At 42.2% G+C, this 16,522-nt stretch carries 15 protein-coding genes; 6 read left to right on the top strand and 9 right to left on the bottom strand.

Annotated elements, in window-relative coordinates:
• Positions 1-123: 123 nt before the first annotated feature.
• Complete coding sequence (locus BWI44_RS04070) at positions 124-1,728, bottom strand: glycoside hydrolase family 28 protein (protein WP_115502646.1); 1,605 nt, start codon at positions 1,726-1,728, stop codon at positions 124-126.
• A 514-nt stretch (positions 1,729-2,242) separates the two neighbouring features.
• Here BWI44_RS04070 and BWI44_RS04065 point away from each other — a divergent pair.
• Both BWI44_RS04065 and BWI44_RS04060 read left to right on the top strand, forming a co-directional pair.
• Entirely contained in the window at positions 2,243-3,100 is an 858-nt protein-coding gene (locus BWI44_RS04065) for an enoyl-ACP reductase FabI (protein ID WP_007666880.1), read from the top strand.
• Positions 3,101-3,221: 121 nt separating this feature from the next.
• Positions 3,222-3,926: an SAM-dependent methyltransferase gene (locus tag BWI44_RS04060; protein ID WP_044533562.1), complete on the top strand. Its 705-nt coding sequence runs from the start codon at positions 3,222-3,224 to the stop codon at positions 3,924-3,926.
• On the opposite strand, the gene BWI44_RS04055 is transcribed toward BWI44_RS04060, so the two are convergent.
• The 8 genes from BWI44_RS04055 to BWI44_RS04020 form a co-directional block, all read right to left on the bottom strand.
• Positions 3,892-5,010 (bottom strand): hypothetical protein, encoded by a 1,119-nt coding sequence (locus tag BWI44_RS04055; protein ID WP_195209845.1) that lies wholly within the window; start codon positions 5,008-5,010, stop codon positions 3,892-3,894. The two genes, BWI44_RS04060 and BWI44_RS04055, sit on opposite strands and share 35 nt — an antisense overlap.
• Before the next feature lie 57 nt (positions 5,011-5,067).
• Entirely contained in the window at positions 5,068-5,937 is an 870-nt protein-coding gene (lipA, locus tag BWI44_RS04050; protein WP_118308461.1) for a lipoyl synthase, read from the bottom strand.
• Positions 5,934-8,147, bottom strand: coding sequence for a S9 family peptidase (locus tag BWI44_RS04045; RefSeq protein WP_115502644.1), 2,214 nt, complete (start codon positions 8,145-8,147; stop codon positions 5,934-5,936). Before BWI44_RS04045 ends, lipA begins: the two co-directional genes overlap by 4 nt.
• Positions 8,148-8,200: 53 nt before the next feature.
• A complete protein-coding gene (locus BWI44_RS04040) occupies positions 8,201-8,509 on the bottom strand; it encodes a HigA family addiction module antitoxin (RefSeq protein ID WP_115502643.1) in 309 nt (102 codons plus the stop codon).
• 4 nt (positions 8,510-8,513) lie between these two features.
• Positions 8,514-8,825, bottom strand: coding sequence for a type II toxin-antitoxin system RelE/ParE family toxin (locus BWI44_RS04035; RefSeq protein ID WP_115502642.1), 312 nt, complete (start codon positions 8,823-8,825; stop codon positions 8,514-8,516).
• A gap of 162 nt (positions 8,826-8,987) precedes the next feature.
• On the bottom strand, positions 8,988-9,749 hold the full coding sequence (locus tag BWI44_RS04030) for a sugar isomerase domain-containing protein (protein ID WP_007666871.1): 762 nt from the start codon (positions 9,747-9,749) through the stop codon (positions 8,988-8,990).
• 35 nt (positions 9,750-9,784) lie between these two features.
• Positions 9,785-10,930, bottom strand: coding sequence for an MFS transporter (locus BWI44_RS04025; RefSeq protein ID WP_118295491.1), 1,146 nt, complete (start codon positions 10,928-10,930; stop codon positions 9,785-9,787).
• A gap of 51 nt (positions 10,931-10,981) precedes the next feature.
• On the bottom strand, positions 10,982-11,941 hold the full coding sequence (locus BWI44_RS04020) for an ROK family protein (protein WP_195209846.1): 960 nt from the start codon (positions 11,939-11,941) through the stop codon (positions 10,982-10,984).
• A 632-nt stretch (positions 11,942-12,573) separates the two neighbouring features.
• Between BWI44_RS04020 and mnmL the strand changes: the two genes are divergently transcribed.
• The 4 genes from mnmL to BWI44_RS04000 all read left to right on the top strand — a co-directional run bounded on the left by mnmL (position 12,574) and on the right by BWI44_RS04000 (position 16,498).
• Complete coding sequence (gene mnmL, locus BWI44_RS04015; protein WP_195209847.1) at positions 12,574-13,503, top strand: tRNA modification radical SAM protein MnmL/YtqA; 930 nt, start codon at positions 12,574-12,576, stop codon at positions 13,501-13,503.
• A gap of 60 nt (positions 13,504-13,563) precedes the next feature.
• A complete protein-coding gene (locus BWI44_RS04010) occupies positions 13,564-14,763 on the top strand; it encodes an FprA family A-type flavoprotein (protein ID WP_118221957.1) in 1,200 nt (399 codons plus the stop codon).
• 48 nt (positions 14,764-14,811) lie between these two features.
• The gene (nagB, locus tag BWI44_RS04005; RefSeq protein ID WP_118295487.1) at positions 14,812-15,624 is read left to right on the top strand and encodes a glucosamine-6-phosphate deaminase; all 813 of its coding nucleotides are present in this window, start codon (positions 14,812-14,814) and stop codon (positions 15,622-15,624) included.
• 217 nt (positions 15,625-15,841) lie between these two features.
• Positions 15,842-16,498: a hypothetical protein gene (locus tag BWI44_RS04000; RefSeq protein ID WP_021968056.1), complete on the top strand. Its 657-nt coding sequence runs from the start codon at positions 15,842-15,844 to the stop codon at positions 16,496-16,498.
• The last annotated feature ends 24 nt before the right edge of the window (positions 16,499-16,522 follow it).

The raw sequence follows: 16,522 nt of genomic DNA, 5'->3' as shown, positions 1-16,522 counted from the left end.
TGCTGGCTTTGGGGGAATGATTGGTTTTGTATAATTCCTCTATATACCAAGGGCAAGGAAATGGTGATTGCATTACTATTTATCCGTTGGCGAAATTAGTTTATATCTGAAAAGCATGTCTATTTATAAATTTATATTCAGAGCTTTAGCCGCAGAGTGATTGTATGTCTTTCCGTTTACTTTCAGGCCTTTGGCTTTCTGTACCTGCAAGGGTGTACCTTTAGTTTCTATCTTTACATTTTCAATAGATACGTTTTCTGCCTGACTGATGACGATACCTTGTTTGGCATCTGTAACTACAATGTCTTTCACATATACATTGCGGATAGGCATTTCAGGCAGACCATTGAAGAACATGGCACGTCCGGCACCTTTACAGGTAACATTCGTAATGTGAATATCACGGAAAGCGGGAGTCTCTTCTGTTACAGCTGGAATAGATGATTTCATTCTTCCTTCCAGTTCTTCTTCTGATTCTTCGCCCGCACCTTTACCACCATAGAAAAGATCGAACAGCAATGCTTCGTGAGGAATGTCAATCATATTGATATTGTGGATGTAAATGCCTTCCACTACACCGCCGCGTCCACGAGTACTCTTGAAGCGCAAACCTACGTCTGTGCCGAGAAATGTACAGTCAGTTACATAGACATTCTTTACACCACCGGACATTTCACTTCCTACGACGAAACCGCCATGACCATGTAATACGGTATTGTTTTTAACAATCACGTTCTGGCAAGGCTCGCCACGTTTACGACCGTCTTCGTCTTTTCCTGACTTGATACAAATAGCATCGTCACCGGCATCAAAGATATTGTTGATAATCAATGCATTCTTGCATGATTCCAAGTCCAATGCATCTCCGTTCTGGGAATACCAGGGATTGAAGACCTTCACATTATGGATTGTGATATGTTCGCAGGATAGTGGATGCAGACACCAGCTGGGGGAGTTTTTGAAAGTAACACCTTCCAATAATACCCTTTTGCTCTTAACTATATTCAATAATACCGGACGCAACCATGGACGAATCTCATTCCATTCTTCATCCGTTTCAATGCCTTCGGGATTATTGAAGTCCTTGGTAGCCATAGCGCCTTTTAGTGCACCTGCAGTAGGGTACCAGATACTACCTGCTTCATCGACTACTCCACCCGAATTAACCAAGCTATTCCATTGACTGGAAGTTAGTTTACCCTTCTTTACCGGGCGCCAGCTATCACCAGAACCATCGAATACACCATTTCCTGTAATGGCTATGTTTTCTGCATTCCAGGCGGAAATAGGAGATTGACAACGACGTGTATTTAATCCTTCGAAAGAAGTTTCAATAATAGGATAGGCTTCAAAATCATCAGTAAATAGTATCAGAGCATTCATTTCCGTATACAGATTGACATTGCTCAACAGTTCGATAGGACCGGTCAGCCATAAACCTCCGGGGATAACTACCTTACCACCGCCTTTTGCATTTACCGCTTTGATAGCATCGTTGATGGCCTTGGTATTCAATACGATACCATCTCCTTTCGCTCCAAAGTCTATAATGTTGACTGTATAATCCGGAAAAGCGGGTTGTTCCACTTTCGGCATATCGAAAGGTAAATTCTCATAGATACTTTCATCTATATAATTTCCGTTTTGGGCGTTTACCGTATTCTGTACAGGTAATAACGGAAAGGATAGCGCTGTTAGCACCAATAGTTTTTTGACAAATGTGTTCATCTGTGATACTATATTTTAGTTATAAGTTATTCTTTATAAGTTATTCATTGCGGATTAACAGGTTTCTTCAACTTCCAACTTTTCATTTTTATTATCCTCCCGCAAACGGCTCTCCCGAGTGGTTTGCGAAAGAAATAATAAGTTAACCTAATTCTAACCTTAAATAAATATTATGAAAAAACCTCTTAATTACCGTTTGCAAATGTATCGGGCTTTAGCTGAAACCATGTGCACAATTTGTTGGTTTAGGTGGATTTTTTGTGGTTTTGGCCTTTTCTTTGTACACTTTCGGGGTTTTTATGCAGAAAGTTCATATCTTTAAATAAGATAGGCGGCATTTCAGCATAGCAAAAATAAGCAAGCTTATTTTGCTATGCGTTCAATTTGCACTATCTTTGCGGCCTCAAAAAACAGTAAACGAGGTGATAAGATACAAGTCGACGGGGAAAGGTACATAAAAGTAATACCTTGTTGACTTGCTTGCTGAAACCTCGCAAACTTTAATATTATAGGTATGAGTTACAATTTGTTGAAAGGAAAAAGAGGCATTATTTTCGGTGCTCTGAATGAGCAGTCCATTGCCTGGAAAGTAGCTGAAAAAGCTGTAGAAGAGGGTGCAATAATCACCTTGTCAAACACTCCGGTAGCAGTTCGCATGGGCGAAGTTTCTGCACTGGCAGATAAATTGCAATGTGAAGTTATTCCTGCTGACGCAACCAGCGTAGAAGATTTGGAAAATGTATTCAAACGCTCCATGGAAGTATTGGGCGGTCCAATTGATTTTGTACTTCACTCTATCGGTATGTCTCCGAACGTTCGTAAGAAACGCACATATGATGACTTGGATTATGATATGCTGGGTAAGACTCTTGATATTTCTGCCGTATCTTTCCATAAGATGATACAGGCAGCTAAAAAACTGAATGCAATTGCCGATTATGGTTCAATCCTTGCATTGAGTTATGTGGCTGCACAACGTACTTTCTACGGATACAACGATATGGCTGATGCAAAAGCATTGTTAGAGTCTATTGCGCGTAGTTTTGGTTATATCTATGGTCGTGAACATAATGTACGTGTCAATACCATTTCACAGTCTCCTACGATGACAACTGCCGGTTCCGGTGTGAAAGGTATGGATAAGTTGTTTGACTTTGCCAACCGTATGTCCCCACTGGGTAATGCATCGGCAGACGAATGTGCTGACTATTGTATCGTGATGTTCTCCGACTTGACTCGTAAGGTAACCATGCAGAACCTATTCCACGATGGTGGCTTTTCCAGCGTGGGCATGAGTTTGCGTGCTATGGCTACTTATGAAAAAGGGCTGGATGAATATATGGATGAGAATGGGAATATTATATACGGTTAATATATAATGATTAACGGTTAGTGATGAGTGATTAGTGACTATACAGCATGATGTTGTAGGGAAGTTAATCACTCATCATTCGTTTTTATCATTTATCACTAATAATAAATCATTTATCAACGTGGAAACTGCTCTTTATCTTTTACCTGTTACTTTAGGTGATACGCCGATTGAAACGGTATTGCCTTCTTATAATAAGGAAATTATTTTAGGTATTCGTCATTTCATAGTGGAGGATGTGCGCTCTGCGCGTCGTTTTCTGAAGAAAGTGGATCGGGAAATAGATATTGATGCGTTAACTTTTTATCCGTTGAATAAACATACTTCGCCTGAAGATATTTCCGGTTACTTGAAACCATTGGTAGCAGGGCAGTCCATGGGAGTGATTTCTGAGGCTGGTTGTCCGGCTGTGGCTGATCCGGGAGCGGATGTAGTAGCGATTGCACAGCGAAAGAATTTAAAGGTGGTTCCTTTGGTGGGACCTTCTTCCATTATCCTGTCTGTGATGGGGTCAGGCTTTAATGGACAAAGTTTTGTTTTCCATGGCTACCTTCCTATCGAGCCGGCCGAACGTGCTAAAAAACTAAAGACTCTGGAACAACGGGTCTATGCTGAACAGCAAACCCAACTTTTTATTGAAACTCCTTATCGCAATAATAAAATGGTAGAAGATATCCTGAGTAACTGTCGACCGCAAACCAAACTCTGTATTGCTGCAAATATTACGTGTGAGGGAGAGTATATCAAAACCAAGACTGTAAAAGAGTGGCAAGGTAAAGTACCTGATCTTTCTAAAATTCCTTGTATTTTTCTCTTGTATAAATAACATCTTTCAGGTGTTCGTATTCGTTCTCGAAGCAACAACTGAAAAAGTTCTTGTCTAAATTGTGTTCTATTTGCTGGAAGGTCCATAGCTTTCCATCTCTGGTTTGTTTGTCCCGCAAAAGATTCTCGTCTTCTATTTCAATAAGGAAAAGATAGATCAGACGATTGGTTACTTTATTCTCAAAATGATACATGATATTAAACTGCAAATCCTGTATAGGGGCTTGCGGAAACGATTGTTTAACGAGCCGCACAATGGCTTGCTCCAAAGTTTCTCCATATAAAAGATAACATTCCAACGGTATATCTACTTTCCCGGCATCCAGCATACAACGCTGAGATCTTGGACGGAGATACAACATACCATTGTGGGAAACGGCGATACGGATCACCGGGTTGATATATTCATTCTTCTGGTTAATGGCATCCACTGCCAGACTTCTGCCTATTACATCTCCTTTGGTATTCACTATAGGAACAAAAGCTGTATGTTTCATCATAATGTTGAAATACAGAATACCGAACTGGTTGAACAATATGCTTAGCAGGAATACAGCAGGTGGGCAATAGCGGAACAAGACATCACGGGATGTTTCGCTCAAGGGACCTGGTAGTAAAATTGCGATGAAAATGGCAAAGAAATGGAGGAAAGCAATGATTATTGTTACCCTTGTAGAAACGATAGCAGATTCTGCCCCTTGTGCAAAAAGTTGTTTGCAGCATTTCTTTGATTGGGAAATCTGGTGGGCGAGAAATCTTTTTCTATTCAGGAAGATGACAACTATCGGTATCAGAGCACTGATTTCCAATGTCAGTGGTAGCATTTCATGCGAACTGCAATCGCCAAATAATAGAGTCGTAAAAGTTAATAGCAGGAGCATTCCTGTAGTACAGTAAAGCAGAAAGTTTGGAATCTTGGCCCCTTTACCCCACATTGTATATAGGCTATAGAGGACTCCAACACCTGCACCGATGTAGATGGAAATGTCCTGGGTCGTAAATTCGCATAATACAATGGATACGATAACAGGAATAAATCCCAAAGACATATTAAATTTAGATGATAGAACTCCTTTTTTAGACATTGCTAACTTTATTTTGCCGTTACTTCATACATAACAAATAAGTAGAGCAATTGGTTTTTATTCTGTTCCTTTTTTATAGAACCGAATTTGTTTCTCGGCATGATAAGAAGAACGCACCAGCGGTGCACTCTCCACCTGGTCGAAACCTTTAGCGAGTCCTTGCTCTTTATACGAAACGAATTGTGTAGGAGTAACGTATTCTGCCACAGGATAATGCTTATGCGAGGGTTGCAGGTATTGGCCGATAGTCAGTATCTGGCAGCCTGCCTGGCGCAAGTCATCCATCAACTCTTCCACTTCTTCCGGTGTCTCTCCCAGTCCTACCATAATACCCGATTTGGTAGTTGTTCCGCTTGCAGCTACCTGGCGTATAACTTCCAGACTTGTTTCATAACGGGCAGCACTACGAACCAGGGGACTGATGCGTTTTACAGTCTCCATGTTGTGGGAGATGATTTCCGGACGGGCTTCAATAACTTGAGCTACCAATTCTTTTCTTCCTTGGAAATCGGGGATCAGTACTTCTACTGTCGTCTCTGGGTTGAGGCGTTTGATTTCCTGAATGGTACGTACCCAATGTGCGGCTCCGAGATCAGGTAAATCGTCCCGGTCTACGGAAGTGATTACTACATGAGATAATTTCATCAATGCTATGGATTCAGCCACATGAGTAGGCTCATTCGGATCCAATGGCAAAGGTCTGCCTGTTTGTGTGTTACAAAATTTACAGCAACGGGTACAGATATCACCTCCTATCATGAAGGTGGCGGTTCCTTTTCCCCAGCATTCGCCCATATTGGGGCAACGTCCGCTGCTGCAAATGGTGTGCAGGCAGTGGGAGTCAACGATACGTTTGGTTTCCGTATAACGTTCGTTGGCTCCAATGCTTATCTTGAGCCATTCGGGCTTACGTACTCTATCTTTCATTTCAGCTCTCTTTCAAAGAAATTCGTCAGCTTCGTATACAGATGATAGCGGGTGTTTCCACCATAGATACCATGGTTACGGTTGGTATACACCTGCATGTCGAACTGTTTGTTCAGTTGTACCAGATGTTCTGCGTATTCTGCACAGTTCTGGAAATGAACATTGTCATCAGCCATACCATGTACCAGCAAAAGGTTTCCGTTCAACTGATTGGCACGAGTGAAAGCGGAGGAACTTTTATAGCCTTCGGCATTCTCTTTGGGAGTACGCATGAAACGTTCTCCATATATCGTATCGTAATAATTCCAATCGGTAACAGCTGCTACGGCAACTCCGGCTTTGAATACGGGAGTACCTTCACTCATACTCATGATGGTCATGTATCCACCATAGCTCCATCCCCAGATGCCGATGCGGCTCTTGTCTACATAGGATTGGCTACCCATATACTGGGCTGTTGCCACCTGGTCTTTTGCTTCCTTCACGCCCAGGTTCAGGTAAGTGCATTTTTCGAAGTCTGCACCACGTCCGCCTGTACCGCGTCCGTCTACACAGACCACGATGAAACCACGGCTTGCCATATAGGTTTCCCAACTGATACTCCATGTGTCGAGCACTTGTTGTGAACCGGGACCGCTGTATTGATACAGCAATACAGGATATTTCTTGGATGCGGAGAAATCCGTAGGTTTCATCATCCAGCCATTCAAAGTTACTCCGTCCTGAGTCTGGAAGGTAAAAAATTCCTTTTGAGGTACGTTGTATTGTGTCAGGGTCTTTTTCAGATTATCATTGGTAACAAGTGTACTCAGCACCTTACCGGCATTGTCGTTTAGGGTAATGACAGTAGGAGTACTCAGATTAGAGTAACGATTCATATAGTACTTCATGTTCGTACTGAACTGGGCAGTATTGATACCGGGTTGTGTAGACAATTTGGTCTTTTTCCCTTTACGGTCTATCTTGTATACAGCTTTCCGCAGGGGACTTTCTTCATTACTGGTGAAGTAGAAGCTGTTATCGTCGGCATCCCAGCCTAAGAAATCTTTCACTTCATAGTTTCCGGCAGTAACTTGCTTAAGCAGGTTGCCCCCCATGCTATACCAATATAGATGATTGTAACCACTCTTTTCGCTCACAAAACTGAAATTCTCCGGATAGAAGATAATATTATCAAATACGGCTTCCTTTATATAAGCATCGCTTTCGTCGCGCAGCACTTGTTTGCAAACAGTGGAACGTGGGTCACCAAAGTACATGTCAAGGCGGTTCTGGTGGCGGTTCAGCGTTATAATAGCCAATTTGTTAGGATCATGTGTAAAGCGGATGCGCGGAATATATCCATCGGCATCCATCGGTACCTGCATTTTACGTGTCACTTTCGATTTAATATCAAACGTATGTACAGACACTTTAGAGTTAGCTTCTCCGGTCTTTGGATATTTATAGGTGTAATCTCCCGGATACTTTTTGAAAGCTGTGATATGAGGATTGCTTCCTGCAAAGACGGGAAAACTGTAAGAGGGGACCTCTGTCTCATCAAAACGGATATAAGCAATCATCTTGCTGTCGGCACTGAATTCCAGTGCACGGTTGAAGGAGAACTCTTCTTCATATACCCAATCGGGAATACCATTCAGTACGGCATTACGTTTACCATCCTCTGTCACCTGACTTTCACTGTTACCATACAGGAATTTGACCAGATAAATGTTGTTATCCCGCACGAAGGCAACCATGGTGCCGTCCGGTGAGAATACCGGCACCTGCTGTGGACCACCGTCTGAGAGCTTTTCTACAATGTTATTGATTTCTCCATTGATATTTCGTTTCAGACTGTATATATAATGTACAGCCGTATAAGAATGGCGGTAGATTGGTGTCGTTTCTGTTGCGATAAGTAATTTGGTGCCATCCGGTGAGAAACTATAACTATCGAATGTCTTGAACGTACATTCACGGGCAGTGGCAGCATCAAATAGTACTTCCACCGGTTTGCCTGTTTTGAAAGAGTATTTGATGATCTGTGTTCCTTCCGGATTCATCTGTGAATAATGTTCTCCGTCTCCGGGAATGGGAATAACTCCGTAAATGTTTTCTGCGCGGAATTTCCCCGATACGATGTCTTTTAAATCAAGTGCCTGGCCGCCTTGTGCGAAACTTGCCAATGTGCAGAGGCAAAGAAGAATTGCAATACTTATCTGTTTCATAATTGGGTTTTGATTTCTTTAGAGGGCAAATATAGAGATAAATAAAAGAAAGACTATAATAAGGTGGCGCACATCTTGCGTATTTCGTGCAACCTGTTGGCCAGTGCGCTTTCTTTACGAGCAACAGCCATGTTATAACGAGTTTGCATATTAACGAGTAGTTCCGCATTAATATCCAAAGCAGCTTCCACCATTAAAGCAAAGTCACTGGTTACGGGACGTTTCCCATTCAGTATCTCATTGAGCATAGTATAGGATACTCCTAAAACTTCTGAAAATTTCTTTTGGGAAATTTTACGGCATTCTAATTCTTCTTTCAAAACATCTCCCGGATGAGTTGGTATTCTCTTTATTGTATCCATAATTCTATTGATAATGATTGGTTATATCCAATACGGTACATATGGTTAAAACAGTCTCATTTCCTTCTTGCTTTACTTTGAATTCCAGTCGGTAATGATAGTCTATGCGTATGGAAAAACTGTCCTTACCACTCAGTGCCTCAAAATTCAATGAGTTGAAGACAAATAAGTCCTCAATTCTTGTTGCTCCCATTAAGGTATCTATACGTTTCTGGTATTTCTTTATTACAGATGTATCAAAGCGATGTTTTTTGTTTTTGCATTTGCCATCTTCATAAAGCTCACGCAGATAGTCTTTATCGTATTCAATAACCATTGTCTAACATTTATGCTACAAAGATAATCCTATTTTGATATATTCACTCATTTAGTGAATCTTTTTTCATTTTATTCATAAAGAAAAGCCCGTCCAGCTTTGTGGGGGCAAAGCTGAAACGGGCTACCGTCACTCATAGATAATGATTGAATTTTCTATTGGTTAGAGGATTTTTACTTTCTTCTGATATTCGGCAATAGCAGCATCCAGTCGTTCGTGGGCTGTCGTGTCTCCCGGAACGTTGTGAGACGGATGGATATACAGATGCACACCGCGATCTGCCAGAATCTCGGCAACTGTGGTGATAGTCATCCATACCATGGTAACGAAACTAAGGGTTGACAACGGACCTACTTTATCGAAATGATTCTTCAGAGGCACGGAAGCGTCTACTAAGGGCACGCAAGAGTCTACTACAATATCAGCAAGCTGGAACAGGTTTTTACCGCTGGAATGGCGGCTTGCTTTGTCACCTGTTTCTCCTGCCGAGCCGTAAACAATTACTTTCATGCCACGTTTCTTGGCTTCCAATGCGATGTCGATATTTACTGCATTGATGCCTGTGTGAGAAAATATCCAAATGCAATCTTTAGCGTCGAAATCATAGTTCTTCATAATTTCCTGTCCGTATCCTTCAGCTCTTTCCAGGAACAGGAATTGGTGGATACCCATCTGGCCGATGATTTGTGTAAAGAATGTCAGCGGGAGTTCGCACAGCGGGTGGAAACCGACGAAACTACCGATACGCGGATACATTTCCTCAACAGGGATAGTGGCATGGCCGCATCCGAACGTGTGTACCCAACGACCGGCTTCGATAGAATCTGCCATAACGGTGGCTGCCTTTTTGATATTCTCCAATTGCGTGGCTTCCAGTTTTTCCATGATGCCATGCGCGTTTTTTAACCATTCAAGTGCTAACATAATTTTCTGTTTTTTTAGGGGGTAAATAATTTCTTTTATTTGAGTGAACGTTTAAACAATAGAAGCATAATCAGCAGTGAAACTATCATCATATACGGGTATACAACGATGCCGTATCCCTGTGAGATAATTCCGGTGAGGCTGTTCAGTAGTGTCTGTCCGATAAGAGCGATAACAAGGGCTACACTGAATGCCGTTCCCGATAAGGAGGCATAACGACTGCCGATAATGCTGAGTATGACCGGGAAAGTGGATGCCAGCCCTGCCCCGATAAGTGCCATACCTATGGCAGCACGTGCAAAACCGGGTGCGAATGTCAAGAGTGCAAAGCCTGCTACAGCAGTAATCAAACTGGTTCGCAGAACTGTCTCTTGCTTAATCTTCTTGAAAAGGACTACCAGTAACAGGCGGGCAACGGTCAATCCGGCTACCATGCAAGTCAGCGCTATAAGTGCCCGGTTTTCGGGGATGCCGGTGGTTTGTCCCAAATAAAGGGTAGTCCAGTTGTTACAAACTCCTTCAATGCCACTTTGGAAAAAGAGGATGAAGCTAAGCAATAATAAACTACTTTCCTTTAATAGTCCCAATCCTTCCTTAATAGGGAATCCTTGCGGTTGTTTCGGGGCGGGGAAGCGGATGCCAAGGCAGAACAAAATGCCAATCAGCATGATCATACCTGTACCTTGCAGGATGATTTCAAAAGAATAGTATTCAGCCAGGAAGCTTAACAGTACGGGAATACCCAATGCACCGATGCCATAGAACGCTCCGAGCAGGCTGAGACGCGAGCCTTTTTCTGCTTCGTCGGAGATATCTGCTACCAAAGCATTGGTTTCACCATTCAGGATACCACCTCCCAATCCGATTCCTATAATAGAGACCTGTAATAGCGGAATACTTGTGAAGAAAGCAATTCCTTCCAGTCCGAACAGCACAATTAGACAACTGAGTAGCAGTAGTGCTTTATGGCCAAAGCGGTCTACAATAGGACCGAAAAGCAGGGAACCTCCCAGTAGGCCGAGAGGCAGGAACGTCACCAGTGCAGTTGCCTGGAGATTGTCCAGAGTCAGTTTGGTAGTGAGGGATGGTAGTACCGCCCCCAAAGTGATCATCGAAATGCCAAAGAAGCACATGCCGATGCACGCAGCTGTGAATACCAGATTCTTGTTGTAACTACTCATATCAATAAAGATGATAAGGTGATAAAATAATAAGGTGATAAGGCGGGGAGATTACTCATACAGGTGCTTTTTGATAGCAAGAAAAGCAGCTCCTATCAGTCCGGCATTACCGGACAACTGAGAGGCAACAAATTCCACCTGTTTGATGCTGAGCGGTTGTGCCCATTTGCAGGCTTCTTTGTAGATATCGTCTATGAAGATGGAGGCAGGGCCGAATACACCGCCTCCCCAGATTATTTTTTGCGGGTTTAGTAAGCTGACCAGGTTAGCCGAAGCCATTCCCCACATTTCTATAGCCTTGTGCAAGACAGAAACAGCAATCGGATCGCTCTCATTGTATGCATTGAATACGTCGTAAGCCGAAATCCGGCAGATCGGTTTCTGGCGCAAGCGCCCTTTATAAGCTTTATTTGCACGGACTGCGTCCCGTACTCTGGCTCCAATTCCATTTCCTGAGGCATAGTATTCAAAACAGCCGCAGGCATCATATGCTTCTTTATAAGGCGGTTGCAGTGCCATCCAGCCAGTGGCGCCGATGATATCGTTTGCCCCGTGCAATACATGTCCGTCAATGATGATTCCTGCACCTATACCTGTACCTACGGCAATGAACACTGCGCTGTGGCATTCTTGGGCTGCTCCCTGCCACATTTCTCCATACATATAGCAGGTGCGGTCACTGTCGATATAAATTTCAATACCCGGCGCGGTCACGGTACGCAGTACTTCCTGTAGCGGATAGTTTTCCCAACCGGGGATATTCGGAGCCCATACGCGGCCTGTTTGCGAATAAACGATGCCGGGTACACATACACCGACACCATCAATTTGAATGCGGCTTCTGCGGGCAATAGTCAGTAACTTAGCGAGAATTTCTGCAGCAAGCTTGCCTACTTCATGTCCTGTTCTTCCTTTTAGCAGGCGCTTCCGGTTGAACAACATACTTCCGTCGGGGAGGAAAATAGCACTGGCTATTTTGGTGCCGCCTATATCGAGAGCGATAGTAGCCATGGTAATTATAGTATTAATAGGTTGATTGACCGAGGTTTTAGGCAAAGCTATGAATTTATTTCGTTTTCCATGCCTGTAAACGGAAGAAAATGTGTGTAAAATACGTCACTAATCATTAAAATGTGTTTAGCAGAGTGCCCCTTTTACGTATATTTTATGAGGTAGGATATTGATAATCTGTAGGTGCAACATTTTTTAGTGCAGGTGAAAAATATTTATTTTATGTTCGTTAACAAATAGGCGGTTTGTGTATTGCAAGGTTATGATAGTACGGTGCGTAAACTAACTGAATAGAGACCAAAACCGGGGTTGGAAAGTATCTGGGTCGTATCAACTCCGTAGCAAATTCGGTTAGAAGTACCGCTATCCGAGTTTGCTACGGAGCAAATAGGGATTTGAACCCTCTTTGATACGGTTCTTGCAGGATGCTGGACAGCCTCTAATTCCGTTAACGGGTTTACTCCTTTTTTTAATAGGAAAGAGAAGGTGAAGGATGAGTCAGACTTAAATACACTTTAATTCTGAGGAAGGTGTATCAGTGTGAACAGTTCTGAATTATTCTTTTATTTGTAAACACAAAATGGCTTACTATTCAAAGAAAAGACTTATTTTTGTCATTAAATAACAGGGATATGGATACCTCACCTATACTATATAATGAATTTCCACTCTTTCTGAAGCGTTATTTTCCGTATAAGGTACAGAAGATATCGCTCAATGCCGGTTTCACCTGTCCAAATCGAGACGGTTCAAAGGGATATGGTGGCTGTACCTACTGCAATAACCAGACTTTCAATCCAGAATATTGCCGTACGGAAAAGTCCGTTACCCAGCAACTGGAAGAAGGAAAGATATTCTTTGCACATAAGTATCCTGAGATGAAGTACCTTGCTTACTTCCAGGCATATACTAATACTTACGGTGAGTTAGAAGCCTTGAAGCGGAAATATGAAGAAGCACTTACAGTTCCAGATGTAGTCGGTCTGGTCATCGGCACCCGGCCGGATTGCATGCCGGATGCATTGCTTCATTATTTGGAAGAGATCAATAAGCACACCTTTCTGCTGGTGGAATATGGCATTGAGAGCACGAATGATGCTACATTGTGCCGTATCAATCGCGGACATACTTATCAGGATACGGTAGATGCGGTAGAACGCACTGTCGGCTGTGGTATTCTTACAGGTGGGCACGTTATACTGGGACTTCCCGGAGAAAGACACGAAGATTTGGTGGCACAAGCTTCTGCTCTGTCACGTATCCCCCTTACTACTTTGAAAATGCATCAGTTACAACTGATACGCGGCACCCGGATGGCACATGAATATGAACAACATCCCGAGGATTTCCATCTGTTTGACGTAGAAGAATATATTGACTTGGTAGTGGACTACATCGAGCACCTACGCCCGGATTTGGTATTAGAACGCTTTGTCTCACAGTCTCCTAAAGAATTGTTAATAGCACCCGACTGGGGACTGAAAAATTATGAATTTAACCACCGTATACAAAAAAAAATGCGCCAGCTTGGAGCTTATCAGGGAAAGAAATATGAAATGTGAGAAAAAAGCCTTATTTTTGCGGCTGTTTGAATATAGAATCAATCTAAATAAAGAAGTTTTATGAACCAGAAGACTATGATAAAAGGAAAAATACACTATGTAGGAGTAAATGACCGTAACAAACACCTCTTTGAAGGTTTGTGGCCATTACCTTATGGAGTGTCTTATAACTCTTACCTGATAGACGACGAAACAGTGGCTCTGATTGATACGGTGGATGCTTGTTATTTTGAGGTATATCTCCGTAAAATAAAAAGCATCATAGGCGAACGCCCTATCCAATACCTTATCATCAACCATATGGAGCCCGATCATTCCGGTTCTATCCGCCTCATTAAGCAGCATTATCCCGATATTGTTATTGTAGGTAACAAGCAAACTTTCGGTATGATCGAAGGTTATTATGGAGTGACAGGTGAACAATACATTGTGAAAGATGAAGACTTCCTGGCATTAGGACATCATAAACTACGTTTTTATCTGACTCCCATGGTGCACTGGCCCGAAACCATGATGACTTTCGACGAAACGGAAGGTGTACTATTCTCCGGCGACGGTTTCGGCTGTTTCGGTACATTGGATGGCGGCTTCCTCGATACTCGCATCAATACCGATCGTTATTGGGACGAAATGGTGCGTTACTACTCTAATATTGTAGGCAAATATGGTTCTCCGGTACAGAAGGCTTTGCAAAAGCTGGGCGGTTTGCACATTACGACTATTTGTTCTACTCATGGTCCTGTTTGGACAGATAATATTAGTAAAGTAATAGGCATTTATGATAAACTGAGCCGTTATGCTGCCGATGAAGGTGTGGTAATTGCCTATGGCTCCATGTATGGCCATACAGAACAGATGGCGGAAGCTATTGCTGCTGAACTTTCAGCACAAGGCATCAAGAACATTGTGATGCATAATGTAAGCAAGAGTAATCCTTCTTATATTATTGCAGACATTTTTAAATATCGTGGCTTAATTATTGGTAGCCCTACTTACAGTAACCAGATTTATCCGGATATAGAATCTTTACTCTCTAAGATATTGATTCGTGAGATAAAAGGTCGTTATCTGGGCTATTTCGGTTCGTTCACTTGGGCAGGCGCTGCGGTGAAACGTATGGCTGAATTTGCTGAAAAGAGCAAATTTGAAATTATAGCCGATCCTGTAGAGATGAAACAGGCAATGAAGGATATTACTTACGAACAATGCGAACACCTGGCACGTTCTATGGCAGACCGCCTGAAGAAGGACAGGGAATAATTGACTGAAAATACCCCTAATTTATTAACCTGATAAAAAACAATTGCAATGAGATTAATCATTCAACCGGATTATCAATCCGTATCTAAGTGGGCTGCTCACTATGTAGCCGCTAAAATTAAGGCCGCTAATCCGACGCCTGAAAAACCGTTTGTCCTGGGTTGCCCTACCGGTTCATCACCGCTTGGCATGTACAAGGAGTTAATCGACCTGAACAAGAAAGGGATTGTTTCCTTCCGGAATGTAGTTACTTTTAATATGGATGAGTATGTCGGCTTGCCGAAAGAACATCCAGAAAGCTACTATTCTTTCATGTGGAATAATTTCTTCAACCATATCGATATCAATCCGGAGAATACTAATATCTTGAACGGTAATGCTGCCGATCTGGATGCTGAGTGTGCCCGTTACGAAGAGAAGATCAAATCTTATGGTGGTATCGACCTCTTTATGGGTGGTATTGGTCCCGACGGACATATTGCTTTCAACGAACCGGGTTCTTCTTTGTCTTCCCGTACACGTCAGAAGACGCTAACGACGGATACTATCATCGCCAATTCCCGTTTCTTTGATAACGATGTGAATAAAGTGCCTAAAACAGCCTTGACAGTAGGTGTAGGTACGGTACTTTCAGCTAAGGAAGTGATGATTATTGTAAACGGACATAATAAAGCTCTTGCACTCTATCATGCTGTAGAAGGTGCCATCACACAGATGTGGACCATCAGTGCATTGCAAATGCATGAGAAAGGTATCATTGTTGCTGATGATGCAGCTACTTTTGAATTGAAAGTAGGCACCTATCGCTACTTTAAGGATATTGAAGCAGACCACTTGGATCCGGCTTCTTTGCTGAAGTAATTTTTCATATAAAAGTAAATTGCGCAATTCGTTTTCCGCTGATAAGTGTGAAGCGGGTTGCGCATTTCTTTTCTGAATTGTCCACCTTTCATTAGAAAAATCTCTTTTTTAATGAGGTAATGTGCTGAAAATTAATTGTCTTTTGGATGTTAATTTTGTCCACTCTCTTTTGCTTGTTATTATCTTTATCATTCCTATCTTTATAGCTTCGAAATGAATGAATCGTTTGAATATGAATGATGCGGATTGCTCCTTTGATGACTTGCTGTGCCAATCTCTCTCATTATTCCACCAGTTCCGGTTGTATGACGACCGTATGGAAGAGGATAATGCTTTTAAATTCTTGAGAGAAGCGGAAAAAGTAGTCGCTGATAATAAAGATGGAGTCTGTGTGGCTAAATTGGGATGTGTAATAGAATGCCTTGCACACAGGTTTTATATAAATGATAATACAGACGGCATATTGGAAGAAGTGGATACTTTCCTGATTAAATTCTGGAAAGGGATAAAACAGCCTTCTTCCGAGGCATTCATTGCTTCTTTATGGGTTGGAGAATATTTTCTGTTACGTTTGAAAAATCCGGAATCCCGTTTCCGTAGCCGTAGTAAAAAGATGGTATCTAAAATTCTGTCGTTTATGGCAGATATGCTTCGCAAACCGGAAAAGCAAAAGGCACTCACCCTCTCTTCTGTCGTTGTTCTTGAAGAAACAGTGGACTGGATTAAAGAAATATGTGATATGCATATTTGTGAAAAGCAGCTTGTCGTTCTGCTGGAGAGGCTTTATCATCTTCAGGAAATAGGGATGTTACAGCAAGAGGAAGATGAAACAAAAAACACTTTGAGGCGGCAAATGTGGGATTTTTATTATTGAATGTTATCTTTGTAACTTCTAACA

This window comes from Bacteroides sp. Phil13 (genome assembly GCF_001940965.1).
Taxonomy (GTDB): domain Bacteria; phylum Bacteroidota; class Bacteroidia; order Bacteroidales; family Bacteroidaceae; genus Bacteroides; species Bacteroides intestinalis.
This window is presented reverse-complemented; position numbering and strand designations above follow the sequence as displayed.

Coding starts and splice junctions, on each gene's coding strand:
- BWI44_RS04070 (WP_115502646.1), bottom strand. CDS start 1,728: ATGAACACATTTGTCAAAAAACTATTGGTGCTAACAGCGCTATCCTTT.
- BWI44_RS04065 (WP_007666880.1), top strand. CDS start 2,243: ATGAGTTACAATTTGTTGAAAGGAAAAAGAGGCATTATTTTCGGTGCT.
- BWI44_RS04055 (WP_195209845.1), bottom strand. CDS start 5,010: ATGTCTAAAAAAGGAGTTCTATCATCTAAATTTAATATGTCTTTGGGA.
- lipA (WP_118308461.1), bottom strand. CDS start 5,937: ATGAAAGATAGAGTACGTAAGCCCGAATGGCTCAAGATAAGCATTGGA.
- BWI44_RS04045 (WP_115502644.1), bottom strand. CDS start 8,147: ATGAAACAGATAAGTATTGCAATTCTTCTTTGCCTCTGCACATTGGCA.
- BWI44_RS04040 (WP_115502643.1), bottom strand. CDS start 8,509: ATGGATACAATAAAGAGAATACCAACTCATCCGGGAGATGTTTTGAAA.
- BWI44_RS04035 (WP_115502642.1), bottom strand. CDS start 8,825: ATGGTTATTGAATACGATAAAGACTATCTGCGTGAGCTTTATGAAGAT.
- BWI44_RS04030 (WP_007666871.1), bottom strand. CDS start 9,749: ATGTTAGCACTTGAATGGTTAAAAAACGCGCATGGCATCATGGAAAAA.
- BWI44_RS04025 (WP_118295491.1), bottom strand. CDS start 10,930: ATGAGTAGTTACAACAAGAATCTGGTATTCACAGCTGCGTGCATCGGC.
- BWI44_RS04020 (WP_195209846.1), bottom strand. CDS start 11,941: ATGGCTACTATCGCTCTCGATATAGGCGGCACCAAAATAGCCAGTGCT.
- mnmL (WP_195209847.1), top strand. CDS start 12,574: ATGGATACCTCACCTATACTATATAATGAATTTCCACTCTTTCTGAAG.
- BWI44_RS04010 (WP_118221957.1), top strand. CDS start 13,564: ATGAACCAGAAGACTATGATAAAAGGAAAAATACACTATGTAGGAGTA.
- nagB (WP_118295487.1), top strand. CDS start 14,812: ATGAGATTAATCATTCAACCGGATTATCAATCCGTATCTAAGTGGGCT.
- BWI44_RS04000 (WP_021968056.1), top strand. CDS start 15,842: ATGAATCGTTTGAATATGAATGATGCGGATTGCTCCTTTGATGACTTG.